Genomic DNA, 22661 nt, shown 5'->3' with positions numbered 1-22661 from the left:
CGGAGGTCGCCCTGGACGGTGCGGGAGGCCGCACCGTCGAGGGATGTAGTTCACTGCTCGAGAAGCTGGTCGAGCAGCATGTAGGTGCCGCCGCTGCCGCCACCGGCAACGGCTGAAAGCACGAACTCGCCGCAGTCGCTGATGCCCTGCAGCTCGCCGAGGTACTCGACGGCATCGGCCCTTATCTCGACGCTCCCGTTGGTACTGTCCTCGGCATTGTTGAGGGGGCCGCCGTCACACGTCTGCGGTGTGTCGGAACCACCATCGAAGAAGGTCTCCGGGTCCACCTGATTCGTGGTGACCGTGCCTTCCAGGAAGGGCGACGCGAGTTCCATGTCGATGACCTGTTCCATGTCCGTGCCGAAGTGCCCGTTGCGCAGGATTGTGTGCAGCTCGTCGCCATCACCGAGTTGGGGGAGTTCCACGTCGAGGGCGATGGCGATGTAGTTTTCTACGTCGCCGCCCGCTGAATCACCCAGGCTGCCGCGGTGATCTTCTCCACTCAGGATGACTTCCACCAGTTCCTGACCCACCTGGAGCGAGAGCCACTCCATGGAGAAATCCTCATACGTGGTCACCGATGTGGTCACGCCGACCGAGCCGTCGTCGTGGTACTCCGTTTCCGAGACCTGGGTTACTTCACCGTGGAACACCACCGGGGCATCGTGGTTCAGCAGTTCAATGCAGTAACCGTCGTCGGGATGGGTGGTCCATGTTGTGGTCATCGTCACTGTGTCGCCCGGGGATGGTTGCGCCGGGCTGACTTCCTCCTCCAGCTCAACTTCGCCCGGGTGCAGGTGACAGTCACTTTCCACAGTCTGTTGGGTCGCCTCGTCGTCCTCCCGGTTCTGCTGCGTGACCACCTCGAAAGAGTCCATTGCCGTCTCCACGAGATAGGCGAAGTAGGCGAAATCCATGGCCAGGGCCGCGTCGTCATCCGTCGCCAGCGGCGCGGTTTCCTCGAGTTCGGTGGAATCGCCGTCGTAGACGTCCCGGGCATGGACGATCTCGAGCTCGCTGCTACCTGATCCGTTGCCGTTGCCGTTGCCGTTGCCGTTACCGCTACTGCCGCTGTCCCCGCCAATGCAGCCGGTTGTCCCCAGTGCCAGCGCAACCAGTCCCGTCGTCATTATTTTTTTTGCCGCATGATGCCTCCCAAGAACATGTTTCAGTTGGTATTTCTGTCGCTTCTCGCGAAGCCGAACATAGCGTAGCGAACCTTACAGTGGCCTTACAGGAGCAGTTCCGCCCGGTCGGGATGGTGGGGTCGGAATGACTGCCGCAGGGCGATCAACGCGAACGGAACGTCGAATCAGGACAACAGCAGCGGCGCCCCCTGTATGAGCATGCCGTCACGTGCCATGACAAGACCGCCGAGAAGGGGGAGCCGTGACGGAAGCTGTACGCGTGGAACGTCGCAACGGGGTGCTGGAGATCGTCCTGGATCGTCCGCCCGTGAATGCCATCGACCGGGCCACGTCCATCCGCCTGGGCGAGGCTTTCGCAGAGCTGCGTGATGACCCGGAACTGCGCGCGGGACTGATCACCGGAGGTGGCGACAAGGCCTTCTCCGCGGGCTGGGATCTCAAGTCCGCCGCCGCCGGCGACGAGGATGAAGTCGGGCTGTGGTGGCACAACGACTACGGCCCGGGCAGCTTCGCCGGGCTCACCGAGATGTGGGATCTGGACAAGCCGGTGATCGCCGCGGTGAATGGCCTGGCCATCGGCGGCGGCCTGGAACTGGCCATTGCCTGCGATCTCATCGTCTGCACCGACGACGCCTATTTCGCGCTGCCGGAGGTGCCGCTGGGTATCGTGCCCGACTCCGGCGGGCTGCAGCGGGTGCCGGAACGCCTGCCGTACAACATTGCCATGGAGATGCTGCTCCTCGGCCGGCGCATGCCCGCCGAGGAGGCGCGCCATTACGGCATGGTGAATGCGGTGGTGTCGGCGGATGAACTCATGACCACGGCTCGCGGCTGGGCGGACACCATTGCCGCCGGGGCGCCGCTGGCCGTGCAGGCCATCAAGGAGATCATGCGCGAGACGGAGTCCCTGTCGGTCCGCGAGGCATTCACCTACCTGCGCGAGAACGAGCTGCGCAACTTCCCGAAGGTGCTCCTGAGCGAGGATGCCAGTGAGGGGGTTGCCGCATTCGCCGAGAAGCGCGAGCCGCAGTTTCGCGGGCGCTGAACACGGGCCAGGCCAGGAGCGCGACCATGGAATTCGAACCCACCACTGAACAGCAGATGATCGTCGGCAGCATCCGCCGCTTTGTCGACCAGGAGTGCCTGCCGCACGAAGAGACGGTGGAGCGCGACGATGCCGTGCCCGCCCATGTGGCGGAGCGCATTCGTCGGGCCGCCATCGACAACGGTTTCTACGCCGCCAACATGCCCGCCGAGCTGGGTGGGGCGGGGCTGGACAGCGTCAGCCTGACCCTGTTCGAACGCGAGCTTGGGCGGACCAGTTTCGCCCTGCAGGCCCTGGTGCACCGGCCGAGCAACATTCTGCGCGCCTGCACCGACGAGCAGGCGCAGTGGTATCTCTACCCGACCATCCGCGGCGAGCGCATGGATTGCCTGGCCATGACCGAGCCGGGGGCCGGCTCCGACCTGCGGGGCATGGGCACCACTGCGGTGCGCCACGGCGATGACTACGTCATCAACGGCACCAAACACTTCATCAGCCATGCCGATATGGCCGACTACACCATCCTCTTTGCTGCCACCGGCGAGGACGACGACCCGCGCCGCGGACGGCGCAAGCGCATCAGCGTGTTCCTGGTGGATCACGACACGCCCGGGGTGGACGTGCACCCCGGATACCGGCCTGTGTCGCATCGCGGCTACCACAACAGCGTCATCCACTTTGATGACTGCCGTGTCCCGGCCAGCCAGGTGCTCGGCGAGCCGGACCAGGGCATGGAGCTTGCCGGCACGTGGCTGTCCGCCAGTCGCCTGACCGTGGGCGCCCAGTGCGTGGGCCGCGCACGGCGTGCCCACGAGCTGGCGGTGGAGTGGGCCGCTTCCCGGGAGCAGTTCGGTCAGCCCATCGGCCGCTTCCAGGGCACCGGCTTCAAGCTCGCCGACATGGCCACGGACATCGACGCGGCCGAGATGCTGTGCCTGCGCGCCGCCTGGCTTCACGACCAGGGGCGCCTCACCGATGCCGATGCCGCCAAGGCGAAGCTGTTTGCCTCGGAGATGCTCGCCCGGGTCACCGACGAGTGCATCCAGGTCTACGGCGGCATGGGGCTGATGGACAGCCTGCCCCTGGAGCGCCTTTGGCGGGATGCCCGGATCGAGCGCATCTGGGACGGCACCAGCGAAATCCAGCGCCACATCATCGCACGGGACCTGTTGCGGGCCCACGGGGCCTGAGGAGGCATGGTGAGCCACGCCAGTCGCAAGGAGCAGTTGCAGCGCGTGCTGCGCCCGCGGCACGTGGCGGTGATCGGCGGTGACGCCGCCGAGGAGGCCGCGCGCCAGCTCGACGGCATCGGCTTCACCGGGGAGGTGTGGCCGGTGAACCCGCGCCGCAGCGCCATGGCGGGCCGGACCTGTTTCTCCGGTGTGGCAACACTCCCGGAAGTGCCCGATGCCGCACTAGTGGCGACGCCGGCCGAGGCCTGTCCCGACGTGTTCGCCGCGCTGAATGCCCGCGGCGCAGGCGGCGGCGTCTGCTTTGCTGCCGGCTTCCGGGAAGAGGGCGACGACGCCCTGCAGCGGGCGCTGGTGGATGCGGCCGGCGACTGCGCCCTCTTGGGCCCGAACTGCCACGGCATCCTCAACTATCTGGACGGGGTTGCTCTGTGGCCCGACGAGCACGGCGGTGAGCGCGTCGACGCCGGCGTGGCCGTGATCAGCCAGAGCGGCAACATCGCCCTGAACGCCACCTTCGAGCAGCGCGGCGTGCCGCTGGCCTGCGTGATCGGCACCGGCAACCAGGCGCAGCTCGAGATCGCCGATTTCATTGACGCCCTGCTGGACGACCCGCGGGTGTCCGCCATCGGCCTGTTCATCGAGGGGCTCGATGACGCCGCCCGCTTCGCCGCGGCCGCCACCCGCGCCCTGCAACAGGGTGTGCCGCTGGTGGCGTTGAAGGTCGGGGCGTCGGAAGCCGGCAGTCGCGCTTCCATGAGCCACACGGCGGTGCTGACCGGCTCCGACGCCGTGTTCGATGCCCTCTTCGAGAGTCTCGGGATCGTCCGGGCGCGCACGCTGGCGGAGTGGCTGGAGACCCTGAAGCTGTTCGCCGTCAACGGGCCGCTGGCCGGGCCCGCAGTGCTGTCCCTGTCGTGCTCGGGGGGTGAAGCCGCACTCATGGGCGACCTGCTGGCCGCGGCGGGGCTCACGCTGCCGGCGCCACCGGCCGAGCGCGTACCGGCGCTGGCCGAGGCATTCCGGATTCCGCCGGCCAGTGTGGGCAACCCGCTGGACTACAATACGCGGATCTGGGGCGATGCGGTGGCCTGCGCCAGGGGTTTCGAAGCCGCGCTGGCCACCGGTGCGGATACCGGTGTGCTGCTCCTGGACTTTCCGCCGTCGGACGACGGCACCGCCGGCAACTGGCGTGCGGCCCTGGACGGCTACCTGGCGGCCGCGGGCCGCGGGAATACCCCCGCCGTGGTCTTGAGTACCCTGCCGGAGGCGCTGCCCGATGCCGCACGGGGCGCGTGCTTCGCGGCCGGTGTGGCGCCCCTCCAGGGGTTGGCCGAGGGCTGCCGTGCGCTGGGTCATGCCAGCCGGTACGCCACCCTGCGTGGGCATCTGCTGGCGCGGGGCGGCCCTTGGCCGGGCCCGGCCGGGGGCGTGTCGGCGGGAGTCCAGCCCGGGACAGCGCTGGATGAATCGGCCAGCAAGGCGACGCTTGCGGCCCGGGGCCTCCCGGTGCCGCAGGGCGAAGTATGCCGTGAGGAGGCGGTGGCCGAGGCCGCGGCGCGCATCGGCTATCCGGTGGTGATCAAGGCGCTGGTCCCGGACCTTGCACACAAGAGCGATGCCGGGGCCGTGGCCGTGAATGTCGCCGGTGCGGTTGCCGCGCGGTCGGCGGTGACCGGCATGCGTGAACGCCTGGCGCACCAGGGCCTGCACGCCGAGCGCTGGCTGGTGGAAGGCATGGTGACTGACGCCGTGGCGGAACTCATCGTCGGCGTGAAGCGTGATCCGCTGGTGGGGCCGGTGCTGGTGGTTGGCAGTGGGGGCGTGCTCGCGGAACTCATGGCCGACGTCCGAACCGTGCTGCTGCCCACCAGCGCGGCGCAAGTGCGCGAGGCACTGGAGTCCACCGGCGCCGGCCAGCAGATGCTCGGTTTTCGCGGCGGTGAGGCCGGTGACATGGCCGCCGCCGTGACTGCCTGCCTCTCCGTGGCGGACTATGCCGTCGCCGAGGCGGATCGTCTGGTGGAACTGGACGTCAACCCACTCATCGTCCGGCCTGCCGGACGCGGCGCCGTTGCCGCCGATGCGCTGATCGCGCTGGGCGGCGACGACGCGGACGGGACCGGACCCGTCACCGGAGCGCACCGTCGCTCCTGCCCTGTTTCCGGATAACGAGAGGAGTCGCAACATGCACACAACGACACAGACCCACGGGACCTTCCGCGGCTCAGCTGGCGGCGTGCTCGCCGCCGTCATGGCCGCAGCGCTGACCTTCACGGCCGGCGCGGTCAACGCGGACCATGCCTCCGAGATGCGCTTCGGCGTACCCACTTGGCCCGGCGTGACCGTGAAGAGTGAGGTGGCCGCCCAGTTGCTGCAGCACATGGGCTACGACACGGATCAGATGAATGCGAGCCCCGCGGTCATCCTCAACTCCCTGGCGGATGACGATCTCGACATCTACATGGGTGGCTGGATGCCAACCCAGCGGGAGATGCTGGATCCGCTGGAAGAGTCGGGCGACGTGCGGGTGCTCACCGAGAACATCGCCGATGCGGTGATGGGCATTGCCGTGCCCGAGTACGTCCGTGATGCAGGCGTGCGCACCGAGGAAGACCTCGCTGAGTATGCCGACGAGTTCGATCGTACGATCCACGGCATCGAGGCGGGCAGTGGCTTCAACGACTCCATCCAGGAGGCCATCGACAGTGACCGCCATGGCCTGGGCGGCTGGCAGTTGCTGCCCTCAAGCACCAGCGCCATGCTCGCCGAGGTGCAACGGGCGGTGGACCGTGAAGAGTGGATCATTTTCCTGGGTTGGGAGCCGCACTGGATGAACGTGGTCCTGGACTTCCACTATATCGAGGCCGTGGGTGACCGTGAGATCGCGGAGACCACCAGCGACGTGCTCACCGTCGGCAACCCGGTGATGCTGGACGCACACCCCCACGTGGAGCGCTTTCTGACCCAGTACCGGGTGCCCAAGGACGAGCAGTCGGCCTGGATCCTTGAGTTCGATCGCGAGGACCGTGAGGCGGACGAAGTGGCCCACGAGTGGATCGGCAACAACCTGGACCTGGTGGCGGAATGGCTCGACGGGGTCGAGACCCGCGACGGCGATGCCGCCATCGACGCCGTGCGCGCCGCTTACTGAGGTGAACGCGACACGGGCCCGGGACACTGGTCCCGGGCCCGTGTTGTCGCATACAGTGCCGGGCATGAGCCCGGACGCGGATGACACCCCCGAGCGGATCGGCTTCCTGCTGATCCCGGAATTCTCCATGATCGCCTTCTGCGCGGCCGTGGAACCCCTGCGGATTGCCAACCGCTGCAGCGGGCGGATGCTCTACGACTGGGCTCTGTATTCGGCCGACGGCGGGCCGGTGCGGGCGAGTAACGGCATGACCCTGCTCAGCGATGCCGCCGTGGACGACCAGGCGCATGCCTCCACCGTAATCACCTGCGCCTCGTTCAACCACGACGACTACACCACGCCCGAGCTGCTGCGCTGGCTGCGGCGGCTGGAAGGGCGGAAGGCGGTGCTGGGCGGTATCGACACGGGCTGCTTTCTGCTGGCGCAGGCCGGGCTGCTGGACGGCTACCGGGTGACCCTGCACTGGGAGAGCATTCCCGCCTTCCGCGAGCGCTTCCCGCAGATCCAGTGCACCACGGAGCTGTTCGAAGTGGACGGGCGGCGGCTGACCTCCGCCGGCGGGACATCGACCATGGATCTCATGCTGCGGTTGATCGCCCACCGCCACGGCGAGGCCCTGGCGGTGGATGTCTCCGAGCAGCTCATCCACCAGCGCATCCGCAGCCCCTCGGACCACCAGCGCATGGCCTTGGCGGCGCGGCTGGGCGTGCACAATCCGACGCTGCTGCGCGCCATCGACCACATGAGCCGCAACATGGAGCAGCCGCTGTCCATGGCCGAGGTGGCGGAGGTGACAGGGGTGTCCCTGCGCCAGCTGGAGCGGCTGTTCGCCGAGCATCTCCACACCACGCCGCAGCAGTACTACCTGGCCGAACGCCTGGAACACGCGCGTTACCTGCTGCAGCAGACGGACATGCCGGTGCTGGATGTGGCCGTGGCCTGCGGTTTTGCCGCCACGGCCAGCCTGTCACGGGCCTACCGCAATCACTTCGGCGTGCCGCCGAGCCGCGATCGGAGCTGGACGGAGGGGTAACAGTGCCCTCGTGGGAGCGACGTCAGTCGCGACAGGCACGGTTTCACCCCCGGCGAATACCGATCGGCCGCCCGATTTCCTTCGGCACCGGCAAGGCGCGATCCGCCTCGGCCATGGCCTCCAGACGCTCCAGCGGCTCCCCCCGGAAACGCCCCGGCCGGCCGGCGCTGGTATCAATGACCATGAGCATTTGCTCCGAGGTGGCGCGCACCGCACCGTCCCCGTCCACCAGTCGCAGGAAGACGTGGGCCCGCTTGGTGTCACGGTCCACCAGCTGCATGTCCACCTGCAGACGCTCGCCGGCGAACGCCTCGCGCACGTAGCGGATGTGATTCTCCAGGGTGTAGATGGTGAGCTGCTCCCGATCCCGATAGCCCGCATCCATGCTCAGATCGCGGATGAAGGCCTCCACCGCCTTGCTGAACGGGATGGCGTAGGCGGCGTCGTTCATGTGGCCGTTGTAGTCCACCCATTCGTCGAGGACGGTGCATTCGGTCAGCGTGCGCAGTCGCGTCATGGTTAGATCCTGTTCGCCAGCCCTTCGTTCTCGGGCCAGTATTCTTGCACCAGGTCCAGCAGCCGCACCAGGAACTCGTCGCGCCGCTGCTCCAGCTCCCGCACGCTGCGCTGGCCGGCCTGATGCTCGCAGCCCTGGACGACACGGTCGATCAGGGTGTCGGTGAGCTCCGGCGCTTCCAGGCGGGTCCAGGGCTGTTTCAGCGCCGGGCCGAACTGCTCCAGCATGTGCCGCATGCCGGCATCGCCGCCGGCCAGGTGGAAGGTGAGGAACGTGCCCATCAGCGACCAGCGCAGACCGGCGCCGTAGACCACGGCGGCGTCCACCTCCTCGGTGGTGGCGACGCCGTCGTTGACCAGATGCAGTGCCTCCCGCCACAGCGCCTCCATGAGCCGGTCGGCAATGTGCCCGGGCACCTCGCGGCGGACGGTGAGCGGGCGCATGCCCAGGGCCCTGTAGAACCCGCGGGCGTGATCCATGGTGGCGGTGCCGGTCTGCCCGCCCCCTACCAGCTCCACCAGCGGGAGCAGGTAGACCGGGTTGAAGGGGTGGGCGACGAATACGCGCTCCGGATGTCGGCAGTCCGCCTGCAGCGTGGACGGCATCAGGCCGGACGTGCTGGAGGCGATGAGCGTGGCCGGGTCCGTGGCCGCGTCGATGCGGGCGAGGACGTCGCGTTTGACTGCCTCGTTCTCCGGCGCATTCTCCTGCACCACGGTGGCACCTGAGACGGCGTCTTCCAGGTCGGTGGTGAAGCGGATGCGCTCGCGGCTCGCCCCCGGGTGCAGGCCGGTGCGGTCCAGCGTCGGCCACGCGGTGTCGATGGCGGCCTGCAGCCTCTGCGCGCCGGCCGGATCCGGATCCGTGACGACCACGTCCAGGCCGCTGGCCAGGCAGCGTGCCGCCCAGCCGTTGCCGATGACGCCGGCGCCGACGATGGCCACGGGCCCGCGGTCGGTCGCGTGATGTTCGGTTGTTGCCATGGTTCCGGTGTCCTCAGTTGTGGGGGTCGCGAAGGCCCAGCGTGGTGCGTGCTTCGGCCGGCGTGACCGCGCGCGCCCCGAGGTTCTCGATGGTGGTCAGTGCCTTGTCGACCAGGGCGCCGTTGCTGGCCAGCACGCCCTTCGAGAGGAACAGGTTGTCCTCCAGGCCCACGCGCACGTTGCCGCCCAGGAGCACTGCCTGGGCCGCCATGGGGAGCTGGTCCCGGCCGATGCCGAAGGCGGCCCAATGGGCGCTGTCCGGCAGCTTGTTGCGCATGGCCAGCATGGTCTCCGGGTCCGCTTCGGCGCCCCAGGGAATGCCCAGACAGAGCTGGAACAGGGGCGGGTCGTCCACCAGGCCGTCGTTGTACAGCTGGCGCGCTAGCCGGACATGGCCGAGATCGAAACACTCGATCTCCGGCTTCACGCCGGCGGCCTGGATCAGCTCGGCCTGGCGGCGTGCCCAGGGCGCGGTGTTCACGTACAAGTTGTCGGCGAAGTTGTAGCTGCCGCAGTCCAGGGTGCAGATCTCCGGCAGCAGCTCGCCCACCGGCAGATGGCGCCGCTCCGGCGTGAGCAGATCCGTCCCGTGCCCGCCCTGCGCCGGATCCTCCTCGGACGGCACCCAGTCGCCGCCGCCGCCGGCGGTCATGTTCAGGACCACGTCGGTATCCGACGACCGCACACGCTCCACCACCTCGCGGAACAGCGCCGGATCGTGGCTGTGGGCACCGGTCTCCGGGTCACGCACGTGGATATGCGCCACGGCGGCGCCCGCCTGCGCCGCCTCGATGCAGGCATCGGCAATGGCCCGGGGCGTGACCGGCACCGCGGGGTTGCGCTCGATCGTGTCGCCGGCCCCGGTGACGGCACAGCTGATGATGACGTTGCGGTTCATGGTGTCGACTCCGGCTTGGTTCCGATGCAGGAGATGGTGGCGATCTCCATGATCGGTTCGTTGACCGGAAGCGCCGTTGCCATGATGGGATACGACAGCCAGAGCGGGAGGCGCGTAGGGAAAGCGGCAGAACTCGTCGTAAGGGGTGAAATCCAGGGGTCTCGGCCCTTGATGTGTGTTACCCAAGCACCGCGGCGCCACCACGGGGGCGTGGCCTGCCCGGGTGGCGCCGTGATACGGCCTTTGCCTCAATCGGTAGCAGTCATTCCGTGGCGCCCTGGATGCCCGTGAACAAGGTGTCCAGCAGCGTGAATGTGCCCTCCGGGCCGCCGGAAACGACAAATTCCTCGCAGTTACCATTTTCGGCTAGGTTCGCAACAATCTCGCCGACGTCTGTGGTAATCGTAACCCGACCGCTGGAGGCGTCCTCGTAGTCATCTCCGGAAATACCGTCGGTGCAGTTAAAGTGGTCGAACGATTCCTGTGTCTCGAGCGTATCCGTTTGCAGGGTTTCAATGCGGCCGCCGAGGAGGGGAGTGGCGATGTCCATCTCGATTGTGCGGGAAAAGTTGTCCGGATCGGTTATGCCGGTCGCAAGCCCATCCCACAGGAGACGGATTTCGGTCTCGATGCCTTTTTCCTGATCACTGGTGAACGCGATGTCGATGGCCATCGCAGTGCGTGTCTCTCCTTCCATGTCGCTGCCGGACACCTCTTTGCCAGTCATCTCGACTTTGCCGCCGCGGAAGGTGACCTGTAACTCATCGAAGGACATCTCGGCGGTCCCCGAAGTGACCTCACCACCCGAGGTTTCGAAGGTCTCTTTCAGGGTCACTTCCCCTTTGATGCACATTGGGCCGTTGGTATCGATCTTCTCGATACAGAAGCCGTTGTCGCCCTTCATGGTCCAGGTCTCGGTAAACGTAGGAAGGCTGCCCGATCGGCTGTAGACCAGTTGGCCGGCGTCATCGACGTCGGTGCGGGTGCCGTCGATCGTGCCACTGTCCGCGTCCTCGTCCATGAGTAGAACCTCAAGAGTGACCAGAAAAGCCTCCACGCGGCTGGAGAGGTAAGCCAGATCCATTGCCTGTGCGGCAGCTTCCGGCGTGTCGATTGCCGCGAGGTTACTGGGGCCGTTGTAGGAGCCGTCATAGATTTCCGCGGCGGAAGCAATGTCCACGTTGCCTCCGCCCCCACCACCGCCTCCACCACCACTGCTACTGCTGCCGCCGATGCACCCGCCGAGGCCAAGCGCCGCGACAGAGAGAATCGATACACACGCCAGTGATGCTTTTTTATTCTTCTGATAGCTAATCATAGTAATCCCTCATAGCTGTGAGTTATTGGACAAGACGCGATCTCGTCGTGCTCGGAAATCTCCGGAAATCGCTCACCGGATCGGATCCGGTTCGGGTCACCTCTTATGAAGCGACCGACGATGGATCGATGATCCGTCGGACCTCTCCTGAGAACGTTCCTGCAACCTTGGAACTCGGTCCGGGCAGAGAGGAGCCTTGATCATAGGGCGCGGCACCTTACAACCGCCTTACAGGTGGCCGCCCAAGATGATGGAATTGCCGCCTTGTTGGTCTGTGGTTGTATCGGATTGATTGACGAAGACTGACTGGGGGCGTAGTTTTCGGCATTAGGGGTTCTTAGTCGCAGAGAGGGCGCTCATGAAACCGGATCTCGCCAACCAGACTTCCGAAGACCGCCGCCTGGTGACGGACGTCGTCTACCAGGCGAGCCGGGCCCTCGGGCTCACGAATCAGGAACTCGCTGACGTGCTCGGTCTTAGCCGGCGCTCGGTGGAGCGCATGAAGGGCGGGCGCTTCCAGCTCGATCCGGCGAAGAAGGAGTGGGAGCTGGCGCTGTACATCATCCGTCTGTTCCGCAGCCTTGATGCCATCTGCGCCGGGGACGAGGAGGTGGTGCGGCAGTGGATGCGCAATCCCAACGATGATCTGGCGGATGCGCCCAAGGCGCGGATTCGCAGCATCGAGGGTCTGATCAGCACGTTGCAGTATGTGGACAGCAGCCGCGCTGTCGCGTGAGGCGCACTGGCGCCACGGTCAGGTGTGGCGCGTCGTGGAGGCGCAGCACCGTGCCAGCACGCGGCGCATTACCCGAACGCTGGCCGATCAGCAGCGGCTGGAAGAGCTGCTGGAAGAGACCAAGCCGCCGTTTCCCCCAGCCGCCCGGGATCTCCACTACCTGCTGAAAACACCGTTCCGCTACCATCCGCCGAAGCCCAACGGCAGCCGCTTCCGGCCCCCGGGTGCGCCCTGGGGCGTGTTCTACGGCGCCGAAAAGCGGCGTACCGGCCTGGCCGAGTTCGCCTATCATCGCCTGCGCTTTTTCCTGCAATCCCGGGGCACGCGGACGCCGCGGCCGGAGGAGCGGCTGACGGTGTTCCAGGCCGGTTACCGTGCCCGCAAGGTCCTGGATCTGACCCGGCCCCCGCTGGATGCGGACCGTGCGCGGTGGACCGACCCCGCCAGTTACGCGGCCACACAGGAACTCGCGGTAACGGCGCGGGAGGTGGGCATCGCCGTGCTGCGCAGTGAGTCGGCCAGGGACCCGGATCGCGGCGCCAACCTGTCCTTGCTCGATCCCGCCGCTTTTACCAGCCGCGAGCCGGCCGTGATGGAGTCCTGGAACCTGCATATGGGGCAGATCCAGGTGGTGGCGACGAGGGCCCTGGCCGCTGAAGACGAACACTTCGTGTTTGAACGTGCCGCGCTCGGCCTCTGAGTCTCCTCGCCCAATACCTCTATTGCCCCAGCCCACGGAGAGGATGATTCAAGGCCCGGGCGAAAGCCACGACGTCATCAGGCGCCATCCGCGCATCGGCCGCGAACCCCCGGCGAAGCACCCGCCACCGTAGCCGGCCCAGACTGGCGGGGCGTCCGGGAGTCAGACCCTGTTCGCGTGCGGTCAGGCTGCTGTGCGGCGCGAATGGGGTGCGGCCCTCGAGCATCTGAAAGGTCACCACCGCCAGGCCGTGAATGTCGTCGCAAGGCAAAGGCAGGGCGGCCTGCAGGACACGGGGGCTGGCGTACAGGCGGGAGTAGCCAGCGATGGCTTCCGAGGCCAGCGCCGCCAGTGGCCCGGCACTGGCCGCGAACTGGTGCGCGGTGGTGAAATCCACCAGGCGGGTGCCGTCGTCGGCAAGGAGGATGTTGGCGGGTTTGACGTCACCGTGGGCGATGCCGGCCTTGTGGCAGGCTGCCAGGGTATCGGCGACGCTCATGGCGAGCTGGATGGCTTGTTCCGGCGGCAGGCGTCCACCCGGCATTCGCGCCAGGTGTTCGGCCAGGGTCTCGCCGCGGATCCACTCCATGGTCAGGCAGGCGCGATCCCCCACCGCGTGCATGTCGTGAATGTGGATGATGCCCGGGTGCCGAACCGTTCGCGCCAGGGTGGCTTCCCGCGCGGCCATGGTGAGTGCGGGGATGTTCGCGCTGGTCTTGTGGAAGAACTTGACGCCCACCTCTACAGGTGCGCCGGCATCGCGCTCCTTGAGCCTGTCGCGGGCGTGGTAGACCGTTGCGGTGCCGCCCTGCGCCACCTGCCGGGTGAGCAGGAAACGCTGCTTCAGCAGGGCGCCGACGGGGGGTGTCTGGCAGGCTTGCGCAAGGGGTTTTTCCGGCGGTCGGGAATCGTGATAATCTTCTCCGCGTTCCATGCGCAGGCTCCGGGCTGTTCCTTGTCCAGTCGCTGGATGCTAACAGGCGGACTCGGGGCTGTCAGTCGGCCCAGCAGTGGCCCGAGGCGACGGAGTCGGGGCTGGTCCAGCGCAGGAATCAGTGAATAGCTCGCCTCTTAGGGATGGAGGCGGAATTCGAGCACGGAATTCCAACGGGTGAAGGGATGCACCTCAGGCTCAGTCTGGTCGCAAGTGACGCCATTCAGCCCGGTCAGGTCATGACCGTGGTGCTGGATGAGGCCGGCGGTATCATCGGTCGCGGCGAGGAGTGCGACTGGCAGCTTCACTGCCCCAATCGCCTGATATCCAGGCGACACGCGGTCGTTCTGTTCGAGAACGACAGCTTCCAGCTCTACGACGCCAGCTCCAATGGCGTGTACCTCAACGATGCCACTGAGCCACTGGGTGCGGGCGGTAAGGCAGCCATCGGCCCCGGTGACCGGGTGCGAATGGGTGATTTCGTCATCCAGCTCGAGAACGGCGACGATGAAGCCAAGTCCGGCGGATCGGTGCCGTTTCCGACCGACGCCGGCGTGTCCACCGGCGCCACTCCCACACCAGAGCCTGCAGCGAAGGCGACCCCGGGAGAACCGGACCAGGCCGAGATTGCCGAGTCTGCATCGACGGCCGGGCTGGCGGAGTCGCTGGATCTGCCTTCGGTGAAACAGCGCAAGACGGATCTCGGCACCACTCGTGACGCCTTCACGCCCCCGGCGGCAAACATTCCCGAAGACTGGGATCTCGAACTCAGTGGGTACGACACTGCCGCGACCGGCTCGCCGGCGGTGTCGGTAAACCGCCAGTTCGATGCCCTGGAACCCCGGGCAGTCCGGGAGCTGTGGAACGGGCTCGGCATTACCAATCCTGACGATCAGCCGCGCCACCTCTCACCGGAACAGGCCTACGCCGTCGGCGCCGCCCTGCGCGTCAGCCTGCGCACCATGCTCACCCTGCGCCGTGAGCATGACCGCCTGGAGCGCCGCTATCTGCCCAGTGCCCGGGTGACGGAGAAGGAGCTGTTCCTCCCCGGGGACCAGAAGGGCGTGGATGCCGCCGTCTCGCTGCTGCTCGACGATGACCATGGCGGTTCCCGTGCCCGGTTCCTGCGGGCAATTCAGCGGGATTCGGCGCGTTTCCCCGGGGTGTCCACCCGGCTGATTGAGGCGCTGCTTCCCCAGGTTATTCAGGCCATCGACCAGCTCGGCCCCGAGCGAATCGCCCGCCGTGCCAGGCGACGGCCCGCACCGGGGCGGGTGCAGCGACTGCTGGCCCGCACCAGTCTGCGTCTTTTCCCGGCCGCCGTGCAGTGGCGGCTTTACCGCCGCTGGTTCCAGCGGTACCGCACCCGCAACGGCCGCCTGGCCGCGCGACTGACCCGCGGCGCGGTGCGGCGCGCGCTGTCCGGACGTCAGAACAGGAGAGAGGCATGAATGCACGGCGACCGCCGGGGCTGATCCTTGCCGCCGCTGTCGGCGGGGGGCTGGCTGTCATGGTGTCGGGTTGCGCGTGGTTTGGCGATGCGTTCCCGCGCTACACCGATGTCACCATCACCGCCTCGGAACAGGCCAATCCGGACGACAGCGGGCGGCCTTCGCCGGTGGCGCTGAAGGTGTATGAACTCAAGCGCCGGGACACCTTCGATAACCTGGATTTCGACGCTGCCTTCGATAACGCCGACGTGGTGCTCAGCGATGAACTCCTCGCCAGTGCCGAGTTCATGCTCCAGCCCGGTGAGTCGGTCACTCATCGGATCGATCTCGACGATGACGGTGCCTACGTCGGTGTGGTTGCCGCCTATCGGCAGATCGACGACGCCCGCTGGCGGCTGGTCAATCCCGTGGAGGGGAACTGGTCGGAGCAGAACGTTCGCGTCGGGCGCACCGGGCTTGCCCTGGAACGCCGCGCGGATGAGGACGACGCATAACACCGAGGGAGCCGAACCCCATGTCCGAGCACAAGACGCTCTGGCTCGAGAGTCAGTATCTGTTTCCGCAGCACTTCCAGCAGCAGGAGCGTCATTTCGAAGAGCGCCTGGAGTCGCGCGCGGCCGCGATCCGGCCGCATGTACGGGGGTTCCATGAACTCACCCTGGACGAGGGCGCGCTGGCCGAAGGCCGGCTCTCCCTGTCGGCGGCTCGCGGCATCATGCCGGACGGTACGCCGTTCACTATTCCCGACGGAGCGCGGGCGCCGTCGCCGCTGCAGGTGGGCGAGGCGAGCCGCGGCGAGCGCATCTACCTGGCACTGCCCAACTACCAGCACGGCGTACGCTTCGTAGATACCACCGACGCGGGTGGCCCCGACCGCGTTGCCCGCTACCGCCTGCGCATGACGGACGTCTTCGACTATGCCGCGGACGGTGGCCAGGCGGAACCGGTGGAGACCGGCGCGCTGAACTTCTCGTTGCTCTACGAGCACGAGGAACTGGGCGGTTACTCGGTGCTGCCGGTGGCCCGCGTCCGTGAGGTGACGCCGGAGGGGGCGCTCATACTGGACCCGGAGTTCGTGCCGCCGGTGCTGGACATCAACGCCAGCCGCATGCTCCGTGATGGCGTCGATGGTGTGCTTGGTAGCCTGCACCAGCGCGGGGAAGCCCTGGCCCTGCGCTTCAACGAATCCGGCAAGGCTGGCGGGACCTCGGCCATTGCCGACTTCCTGTTGCTGCAGCTCACCAACCGCTATGAACTGCGCCTGCGCCACCTGTGCGAACTGGCCCTGGTGCACCCGGAGCGGCTGTACACGGAATTCGCGGGTCTGGCCGGTGAACTGGCCACATTTACGACGGAAGAGCGTCGGCCTGCCCGGCTGCCGCGTTACAACCACGATGACCTCTACGGCTGTTTCAGCGTCCTTCACGATGTCCTCGGCCGCGCGCTGAGCACGGTGCTGGAGCAGACGGCGCTGTCGCTGCCGGTGGAAGAGCGGCAGTACGGCATCCGCGTGGCACGGCTGCCGGACCGGGAGCTGTTGAAATCGGCGCGGTTCGTGGTGGCGGCCCGGGCGGAAATGCCCACCGACACCCTGCGCAGGCAGCTCGAGGTGGCCATGAAGGTGGGCACCGTGGAGACCATCCGGGATCTGGTGAACAATCACCTGCCCGGCATCGGCATCACTGCGTTGCCCATGGCACCCCGGGAGATCCCCTACCACGCTGGCAGCGTCTACTTCGAGCTGGACAGTCATTCGGACCATTGGCAACAGCTCGAGAACTCCGCCGGCTTTGCCCTGCATGTGGCCGACGAAATGCCGGGCCTGAAGCTGGATATGTGGGCCATTCGCGACTGACCGGGCAACGGTCACGGGTTGACGGAGCGTAGCGGCACGATCATGGACGACGACAGAACCATCATTCGCCCGCGGCCGGGTGGCTCCAGGGGCAGCGGCGGTGGTGCCGGTATACGGCCCCGCCCGGCGCCCTCGTCTGCGGCGGGGAACGACGCCACCGTGCTACGCGGCCGGGCGCGCCGCGAGCCCGTGCGCCTGCGTGATGTTGCCACCCTTCGCGACGGTGCGTTGGCCGGGCTGGCCACGCCGCTGCTGTCGCTGACGGTACAACTCGGGCAGTTGCAGGATCCCGTGGGTGAAGCGGGGCTGCATCAGCAGGTGATGGACGCCGTGCGGCGGTTCCAGGAGCGTGCGCGGGAGGCCGGCTTCTCTGCGTCCCGGGTGGAGCGGGCGAGCTACCTGCTGTGCTCGTTCATCGACGAGACCGTGCTCAACAGTCCCTGGGGTGAACAGAGCAACTGGAGCCAGAAGACAGCGCTGCGCGCCTTCCACAACGAGACTGACGGCGGTGAGCAGGTGTTCCGCATGATCGACCGCGAGCTGGAAAGCGCGCGACGTGATCACGATTTCCTGGAACTGGCCTATCTGTGCCTGTCGCTGGGGCTCAAGGGGCGCTATCGCGTGGATGCCGACGGCGCCGTGCGGCTTGAGGAGATTCGCCAGTCCCTCTACGGCGTGCTCCATCACACCCGTGACCGCAGGCGGGATGCTCTGTCGCCGGAGGTGGAGCCGGCGGCGGGGGTGGTGCATCGGCTGCACAGTTTTCTGCCGGTCTGGGTGCTGGCAAGCGTTCTTGGCCTGGCGGCCTTCGCGCTCTACTCGCTGCTTCTGTTCGATCTCAATCGTCATGCCGACACCGTCGGCGCCAGCCTTGCCGGGCTGGTGCCGCCGACGGAGGTGCAGGAGGCGTCAGCAGAGCCGGACGGTGCGCTGGCCGGGCGCCTGCGGGAACTCATGGCACCGGAGATCGATCAGGGCCTGGTCGCCGTGCAGGAGACAGGCTCGCGCACAATGGTGGTGCTGGAGAGCGAGGACCTTTTCGACTCTGCCAGCGCAACGGTGAATCCCTCCCCATGAGCCGCTGCTGGGCAAACTGGCACGGGCCCTGGAAGCGGTGGAAGGGCGCATCGTGGTGGCTGGCCACACCGACAGTCAGGCCATCCGCACCACCCGCTTCCCCTCCAACTGGCACCTGTCGCTGGAGCGGGCCAACAGCGTCGCCCGGCAGCTCGATGAGCGGGCCAGTCTGTCCGGCCGCCTGTTGCCGGAGGGGCGCGGGGCGACGGAGCCGGTGGCCGGCAATGACACTGCCGAAGGCCGCGCCCGCAACCGGCGCGTGACCATCGAGATAAGGACACAATGAACAAGCCCTTCATTCACGGACGAATTGCGGCGTCTTCTGCCGCGGAGTGACGGCAACGGATATGTTCAGGAGAGTATTCAGGTTTCTGACCCGGGGCTGGGTGCTGGCGCTGATCGGAGTGATCGCGGTGGCGCTGTTGATCTGGTTCGCCGGCCCGCTGACCGCCGTGGCGGAATACCGCCCTTTGGCCTCGCCCACCGTACGGGTGGTCACCATTCTGGTGCTGCTGTTGCTGTGGGGGTTGAACAACCTGCGCGGCCGGGCCTCGGAGAAGGCGGACAACGACGCATTGAGCAAGGACCTGGCGGACAACGCCGAGACCGCCCAGCAGGACGAACAGCGTAACGCCGAAGCGGACGCCGAGCAGGAAATCCTCGCCGAACGCCTGAAGAGCGCCCTGGGCACCCTGCAGACGGCGCGCCTGTCCCGCGGCCGTCGGCTCTACGAATTACCCTGGTATGTGCTGATCGGTGCCCCGGGCTCCGGCAAAACCACCATGTTGCGCCAGTCCGGGCTGCATTTCCCGCTGGAGAGCCAGATCGGTGACAATGCCGTGCAGGGCGCCGGCGGCACCCGCTACTGCGACTGGTGGTTCACCGACGAGGCCGTGTTCCTGGACACCGCCGGCCGCTATACCGCCCAGGATGAACCGCGAGGCATCGAGGGTGAGGCGTGGCGGGGGTTTCTCGGCATGCTGCGGCGCAGCCGGCCGAAGCGGCCGCTGAACGGCGTCATCGTCACCGTCAGTCTGCTGGACGTGGTTCGCCAGACGCCCACCCAGCAGTCGCTGCACACCGCCGCCATCAAACGCCGCATCCAGGAGTTGAACAGCCATCTCGGCATGGAGCTGCCCGTTTACGTGGTGTTCACCAAGTGTGACCGCGTCGCCGGATTCGAGCCCTTTTTCGCGGACCTGGATGAAGAACAGCGCGAGCAGCCCCTGGGCCTGACGTTCCCGTTCCGCCGCGGTCGCAAACCCGGCGAGGACCGCCTGGAGGAGTTCCGCCATCGCTTCCGCGGCCTGATCGAGCGGGTGGACGGGGGTGTGCTGGCCCGGCTCAACACGGAGCACAATCCGGGCCGTCGGCGGCTGATTTATGAGTTCCCGCAGCAGATGCTCGGGCTCACCGAGCCGCTGGCCGGTTTTCTGGGCGAGATCTTTGCCGCCAACCGCTTCGAGCAGCCGGCCCTGTTGCGCGGGGTGTACTTCATCAGTGGCACCCAGGACAGCGGTGCCGCCCAGTGGGTCACCGGCGTTCTGCCGCCGGAGCTGTTTGCGCCGGCGGACACCGCGCGCAGCGGGGGTTCCCCGCGGGGCTATTTCATCAGCCGCCTGCTGCGCGGGGTGGTGCTCCCGGAGTCCGGTCTGGCCGCGGCGGATATCCGGGCCGAACGGCGTTTCCGCTGGCTGCGTGCCGGGCTGGCGGTCAGTGTGGTACTGGCGTTCGCCGGCAGCGCCGTCGCCTGGTCCTTGAGCTATCACGGCAACAGGGCCGAGCTGGCCGAGGCGCAGGAGGCCATCGAGGCGGCAGCGGAGCCGCTGGAGCGGTCAGCGGAGGCCGGCGCGCGGGACTGGGCTGCCCTTGCGCGCGGCCTGGACGCCGTCCGCGAGTTGCCCTGGGGCGTGGAGCAGGCTGCCAGTGACCGGCCCCTGCGGCTGCGCTTCGGGCTCTTCCAGGGGCAACGGATCGGCGCACAGGCAGAGCAGACCTATCGGCAGGCCTTCGAGCGCATCTTCCTGCCACGTCTGGATGTGCTGCTGCGCGATGCCACCGATCCGGGCCTGGAGGACGAGGCGCAGCTCTACGAAGCCCTGCGCTTCTACCTGATGCTCTACCACCGTGAACACCTGCTGGAGGATGAATTCCTGGAGTGGGCGGCGCTGTTGTGGCGCGAGGCGTTGCCGGGTGAGCGTCATGCCGGCACCCGCGAGTCCCTGGCGCGTCACGCCGAGGTTGCACTGAATGCGGAGTTGCCACCACCGCCCATGGACGAGGAGTTGGTCGCCGATGCCCGCGAGCGACTCGCCGAGGCGTCCCTGGATGGCCGGGTCTACCGGCGTATCAAGAACGACATCATTGCCAACGACAGCCGTGAGTTCACCGTGGGGCTGGTGCTGGGCAATACCGCGCCGGCTCTGTTCCAGCGCGCCAGCGACGCCGATCTGGATGACGGCGTGCCGTGGCTGTTCAGCTACCAGGGCTTTTACCAGGAGTTCAGCAGCCGCAGCCGGCGCGTGGCCAGGCAGCTCGCCGACGAGCGCTGGATCTACGGTGACGACGGCGCCGAGGCGCTCTCCGACGAGGATCTGGACGGGCTTGTGGAACGGGTTCGCCAGCATTACTTCGACGACTATCAGCGCTACTGGCGTGATTACCTGCGGGATCTGCGCGTGAAGCGTTTCGACTCCGCCGCCGATGGCCGCGTGGTCATGCGCAAGCTGGCTAGTGGCGATGAACCGGTGCGCGCGTTGCTGGACGCGGTGAGCGAGCACACCGACCTGGCAAAGCTGCCGGAGGGCGCCGAGCAGGCGGGCGAGCTCGCGGACACAGCCAGCGAGGAGCTGGCCGGAAATCAGCGCCGGCGGCTGGAGCGTTTCGTTCCGGACGGTGTCGGGGGGCCGGACGTGGAACTGCCCGGCGCGGAGATTACCCACGCCTTCAGCGGCTTCAACGACTACGTGACGGACGAGGAGGGGTTGCCCCTGGACCGCCTGCTGGAGGCGCTGGACGTGCTGGCGGAGTATTTCGAGGAGATGGAGTACGCGGACGATCCCCTGGAGGAGGCATTCGTCGCCAGCCAGGGCCGCGGTGACGGCGGCAATGCCATGGCCGATCTGCGCCGGGCGCTGGCGGATGCACCCCCGGAAGTGCGGGCCTGGCTGGAGGATGTTCTGGACGATGCGCGTGCCGTCACCCGCGGCGGCGCCCGTGAACATGTGCAGACCGCCTGGCGTGACGATGTGCTGCCCTTCTACCGGCGCAACATCGCCGGTCGCTATCCGGTGGCTCCGGAATCCGATCGGGAGGTACGCATTGATGACTTCGCCGAGTTCTTCGGGGCCGGCGGCGTGCTGGACAGCTTCCGGGAGGACTATCTCGAGCCGTTCACGAACAGCGGCGGTACTGCCTGGCTGCGCCCCATTGGCCTGTCCAACCGCACGCTGTCGTTCTTCCGGCGGGTCGAGGACATCCAGCGGGCGTATTTCGATGGTGGCAGCGAGCCGTCGGTGAGTTTCCTGGTCCGCCCCCACGAACTGGACCGCGCCGTGAACCGGGCCCTGTTGCAGGTGGAGGAGGAGGAGATCAGCTACCAGCACGGCCCGGTGCGGACCACGCGGGTGGAGTGGACCGGCGACGCCGAGGGCGGCGCCCGCGTGGTGTTCAATCTGGTCAGTCGGGGTTCGCCGCTGACCCGTCGGGAGTCCGGGAGCTGGGGGCTGTTCCGGCTCCTGGACCAGTATGCGAGTCAGCAGCCCATGGACAACGGTGACGGCGCGCTGGTGACCTTCAACAACCGCGGTCTGGAAGGCAGTTTCGAGCTTCTCTGGGAGAGTGCGAACCACCCCTTCCGGCGCAAGCTGTGGACCAATTTCCACGTTCCGGACACGTTATGAGCGAGAGCCAGGATCTTTGCGGGTTATTCGGCAAGGTGCCGCAACAGCCCGATTTCGTGAATCACCACCTGCCCCGGGCCTTCCAGGACACCTGGCACGCCTGGCTGCGTTCCGGGATCGGGGTGAGCCAGGATCACCTGCAGGAAGACTGGCAGAACGTCTATCTCACCAGCCCGGTGTGGCGCTTCGCCCTGGGCCCGGGGGTGTGCGGCGGCGCGGCTGTGGTCGGGGTACTGATTCCCAGCATCGACGAAATCGGCCGCTGCTTTCCACTGGCCGTGGCCCATGCCGGTGATCACGCACCATGGGCGGCGTATCTCTCCGATACAGCCTGGTTTGATGCGGCCGAGGAAGTGGCCCTGGCTGCTCTCAGCGAGCACGTGCGTTACAGCCAGCTGGTGGAGCGGCTGGAGGGCCTGCCGCTGCCGGACTTCGAGCCGTTGCCGGCGTACCGCACCGCTGGCAATCCGGACTGTGTTGGCCGGGTGGTGTCCCTGGCCGACGGCACCGAGCCCCGGGATGCCGCCATGGGCCTGCTTGACCATGCCTGGGGTCGGTTGCTGGGCGGCTACAGCCTGTGGTGGACCAGCGGCTCGGACTACGTGGAGGAGTCCTTCGTGATCACTCCCGGGCTGCCGTCGGCGGGGCAGCTGACGGCGTTCCTGGACGGCGAGTGGCGTGGCCGGGGCTGGGCCCTGGCACGCCAGGGCGAGTAGAGTC

Annotated in this window: 20 protein-coding genes; 14 read left to right on the top strand and 6 right to left on the bottom strand. The window is 67.3% G+C overall.

From position 1 onward, the window contains the following. Positions 1 to 50: 50 nt before the first annotated feature. Positions 51 to 1130: a hypothetical protein gene (locus KU884_RS11800; protein WP_167782829.1), complete on the bottom strand. Its 1080-nt coding sequence runs from the start codon at positions 1128 to 1130 to the stop codon at positions 51 to 53. Between the two features lie 259 nt (positions 1131 to 1389). Here KU884_RS11800 and KU884_RS11795 point away from each other — a divergent pair, with 259 nt between their 5' ends. From KU884_RS11795 to KU884_RS11775, 5 genes are all read left to right on the top strand, one after another. Further along, positions 1390 to 2193: an enoyl-CoA hydratase-related protein gene (locus tag KU884_RS11795; protein WP_167782828.1), complete on the top strand. Its 804-nt coding sequence runs from the start codon at positions 1390 to 1392 to the stop codon at positions 2191 to 2193. Positions 2194 to 2219: 26 nt separating this feature from the next. Then, positions 2220 to 3383: an acyl-CoA dehydrogenase family protein gene (locus tag KU884_RS11790; RefSeq protein WP_167782827.1), complete on the top strand. Its 1164-nt coding sequence runs from the start codon at positions 2220 to 2222 to the stop codon at positions 3381 to 3383. A 9-nt stretch (positions 3384 to 3392) separates the two neighbouring features. Continuing rightward, entirely contained in the window at positions 3393 to 5555 is a 2163-nt protein-coding gene (locus KU884_RS11785) for an acetate--CoA ligase family protein (RefSeq protein ID WP_167782826.1), read from the top strand. A gap of 16 nt (positions 5556 to 5571) precedes the next feature. Continuing rightward, a complete protein-coding gene (locus KU884_RS11780) occupies positions 5572 to 6537 on the top strand; it encodes an ABC transporter substrate-binding protein (RefSeq protein ID WP_254432035.1) in 966 nt (321 codons plus the stop codon). A gap of 64 nt (positions 6538 to 6601) precedes the next feature. Beyond that, a complete protein-coding gene (locus KU884_RS11775) occupies positions 6602 to 7570 on the top strand; it encodes a GlxA family transcriptional regulator (protein WP_167782825.1) in 969 nt (322 codons plus the stop codon). A 43-nt stretch (positions 7571 to 7613) separates the two neighbouring features. Here the strand turns inward: KU884_RS11775 and KU884_RS11770 are convergent, their stop codons facing one another. From KU884_RS11770 to KU884_RS11755, 4 genes are all read right to left on the bottom strand, one after another. Next, positions 7614 to 8087 carry a thioesterase family protein gene (locus KU884_RS11770; RefSeq protein WP_167782824.1) on the bottom strand — a complete coding sequence of 158 codons (474 nt, stop codon included), beginning with the start codon at positions 8085 to 8087 and terminating at the stop codon, positions 7614 to 7616. A gap of 2 nt (positions 8088 to 8089) precedes the next feature. Next, complete coding sequence (locus tag KU884_RS11765) at positions 8090 to 9070, bottom strand: L-carnitine dehydrogenase (RefSeq protein ID WP_167782823.1); 981 nt, start codon at positions 9068 to 9070, stop codon at positions 8090 to 8092. 13 nt (positions 9071 to 9083) lie between these two features. Then, positions 9084 to 9968, bottom strand: coding sequence for a 3-keto-5-aminohexanoate cleavage protein (locus KU884_RS11760; RefSeq protein ID WP_167782822.1), 885 nt, complete (start codon positions 9966 to 9968; stop codon positions 9084 to 9086). Positions 9969 to 10230: 262 nt separating this feature from the next. Next, on the bottom strand, positions 10231 to 11286 hold the full coding sequence (locus tag KU884_RS11755) for a hypothetical protein (RefSeq protein ID WP_167782821.1): 1056 nt from the start codon (positions 11284 to 11286) through the stop codon (positions 10231 to 10233). Between the two features lie 358 nt (positions 11287 to 11644). Between KU884_RS11755 and KU884_RS11750 the strand changes: the two genes are divergently transcribed. Together KU884_RS11750 and KU884_RS11745 are read left to right on the top strand one after the other, a co-directional pair. Beyond that, positions 11645 to 12022 (top strand): antitoxin Xre-like helix-turn-helix domain-containing protein, encoded by a 378-nt coding sequence (locus KU884_RS11750; protein ID WP_167782820.1) that lies wholly within the window; start codon positions 11645 to 11647, stop codon positions 12020 to 12022. Further along, positions 11994 to 12722 (top strand): RES family NAD+ phosphorylase, encoded by a 729-nt coding sequence (locus KU884_RS11745; RefSeq protein WP_167782819.1) that lies wholly within the window; start codon positions 11994 to 11996, stop codon positions 12720 to 12722. Before KU884_RS11750 ends, KU884_RS11745 begins: the two co-directional genes overlap by 29 nt. Before the next feature lie 19 nt (positions 12723 to 12741). Here the strand turns inward: KU884_RS11745 and KU884_RS11740 are convergent, their stop codons facing one another. Next, positions 12742 to 13656: a serine/threonine-protein kinase gene (locus KU884_RS11740; RefSeq protein ID WP_167782818.1), complete on the bottom strand. Its 915-nt coding sequence runs from the start codon at positions 13654 to 13656 to the stop codon at positions 12742 to 12744. A 185-nt stretch (positions 13657 to 13841) separates the two neighbouring features. Here KU884_RS11740 and KU884_RS11735 point away from each other — a divergent pair, with 185 nt between their 5' ends. The 7 genes from KU884_RS11735 to tagF all read left to right on the top strand — a co-directional run bounded on the left by KU884_RS11735 (position 13842) and on the right by tagF (position 22657). Next, positions 13842 to 15107, top strand: a complete 1266-nt coding sequence (locus tag KU884_RS11735; protein ID WP_167782817.1) for a type VI secretion system-associated FHA domain protein — start codon at positions 13842 to 13844, stop codon at positions 15105 to 15107. Further along, the gene (tssJ, locus tag KU884_RS11730; protein ID WP_167782816.1) at positions 15104 to 15601 is read left to right on the top strand and encodes a type VI secretion system lipoprotein TssJ; all 498 of its coding nucleotides are present in this window, start codon (positions 15104 to 15106) and stop codon (positions 15599 to 15601) included. The genes KU884_RS11735 and tssJ overlap by 4 nt, the downstream gene beginning before the upstream one ends. A 20-nt stretch (positions 15602 to 15621) precedes the next feature. Next, the gene (gene tssK, locus KU884_RS11725) at positions 15622 to 16962 is read left to right on the top strand and encodes a type VI secretion system baseplate subunit TssK (RefSeq protein WP_167782815.1); all 1341 of its coding nucleotides are present in this window, start codon (positions 15622 to 15624) and stop codon (positions 16960 to 16962) included. A 42-nt stretch (positions 16963 to 17004) separates the two neighbouring features. Then, the gene (icmH, locus tag KU884_RS11720; protein WP_167782814.1) at positions 17005 to 18039 is read left to right on the top strand and encodes a type IVB secretion system protein IcmH/DotU; all 1035 of its coding nucleotides are present in this window, start codon (positions 17005 to 17007) and stop codon (positions 18037 to 18039) included. A 37-nt stretch (positions 18040 to 18076) separates the two neighbouring features. Then, positions 18077 to 18325, top strand: a complete 249-nt coding sequence (locus KU884_RS11715) for an OmpA family protein (protein WP_254432034.1) — start codon at positions 18077 to 18079, stop codon at positions 18323 to 18325. Between the two features lie 61 nt (positions 18326 to 18386). Next, positions 18387 to 21941 carry a type VI secretion system membrane subunit TssM gene (gene tssM, locus KU884_RS11710; RefSeq protein WP_167782813.1) on the top strand — a complete coding sequence of 1185 codons (3555 nt, stop codon included), beginning with the start codon at positions 18387 to 18389 and terminating at the stop codon, positions 21939 to 21941. Continuing rightward, on the top strand, positions 21938 to 22657 hold the full coding sequence (gene tagF, locus KU884_RS11705) for a type VI secretion system-associated protein TagF (RefSeq protein ID WP_167782812.1): 720 nt from the start codon (positions 21938 to 21940) through the stop codon (positions 22655 to 22657). Before tssM ends, tagF begins: the two co-directional genes overlap by 4 nt. Positions 22658 to 22661 lie beyond the last annotated feature (4 nt).

The sequence above is a fragment of the Aquisalimonas sp. 2447 genome (assembly GCF_012044895.1).
Taxonomy (GTDB): Bacteria; Pseudomonadota; Gammaproteobacteria; order Nitrococcales; family Aquisalimonadaceae; genus Aquisalimonas.
This window is presented reverse-complemented; position numbering and strand designations above follow the sequence as displayed.

Coding starts and splice junctions, on each gene's coding strand:
- KU884_RS11800 (WP_167782829.1), bottom strand. CDS start 1,130: ATGACGACGGGACTGGTTGCGCTGGCACTGGGGACAACCGGCTGCATT.
- KU884_RS11790 (WP_167782827.1), top strand. CDS start 2,220: ATGGAATTCGAACCCACCACTGAACAGCAGATGATCGTCGGCAGCATC.
- KU884_RS11780 (WP_254432035.1), top strand. CDS start 5,572: ATGCACACAACGACACAGACCCACGGGACCTTCCGCGGCTCAGCTGGC.
- KU884_RS11775 (WP_167782825.1), top strand. CDS start 6,602: ATGAGCCCGGACGCGGATGACACCCCCGAGCGGATCGGCTTCCTGCTG.
- KU884_RS11770 (WP_167782824.1), bottom strand. CDS start 8,087: ATGACGCGACTGCGCACGCTGACCGAATGCACCGTCCTCGACGAATGG.
- KU884_RS11765 (WP_167782823.1), bottom strand. CDS start 9,070: ATGGCAACAACCGAACATCACGCGACCGACCGCGGGCCCGTGGCCATC.
- KU884_RS11760 (WP_167782822.1), bottom strand. CDS start 9,968: ATGAACCGCAACGTCATCATCAGCTGTGCCGTCACCGGGGCCGGCGAC.
- KU884_RS11755 (WP_167782821.1), bottom strand. CDS start 11,286: ATGATTAGCTATCAGAAGAATAAAAAAGCATCACTGGCGTGTGTATCG.
- KU884_RS11750 (WP_167782820.1), top strand. CDS start 11,645: ATGAAACCGGATCTCGCCAACCAGACTTCCGAAGACCGCCGCCTGGTG.
- KU884_RS11745 (WP_167782819.1), top strand. CDS start 11,994: ATGTGGACAGCAGCCGCGCTGTCGCGTGAGGCGCACTGGCGCCACGGT.
- KU884_RS11740 (WP_167782818.1), bottom strand. CDS start 13,656: ATGGAACGCGGAGAAGATTATCACGATTCCCGACCGCCGGAAAAACCC.
- KU884_RS11735 (WP_167782817.1), top strand. CDS start 13,842: ATGCACCTCAGGCTCAGTCTGGTCGCAAGTGACGCCATTCAGCCCGGT.
- tssJ (WP_167782816.1), top strand. CDS start 15,104: ATGAATGCACGGCGACCGCCGGGGCTGATCCTTGCCGCCGCTGTCGGC.
- tssK (WP_167782815.1), top strand. CDS start 15,622: ATGTCCGAGCACAAGACGCTCTGGCTCGAGAGTCAGTATCTGTTTCCG.
- icmH (WP_167782814.1), top strand. CDS start 17,005: ATGGACGACGACAGAACCATCATTCGCCCGCGGCCGGGTGGCTCCAGG.
- tssM (WP_167782813.1), top strand. CDS start 18,387: ATGTTCAGGAGAGTATTCAGGTTTCTGACCCGGGGCTGGGTGCTGGCG.
- tagF (WP_167782812.1), top strand. CDS start 21,938: ATGAGCGAGAGCCAGGATCTTTGCGGGTTATTCGGCAAGGTGCCGCAA.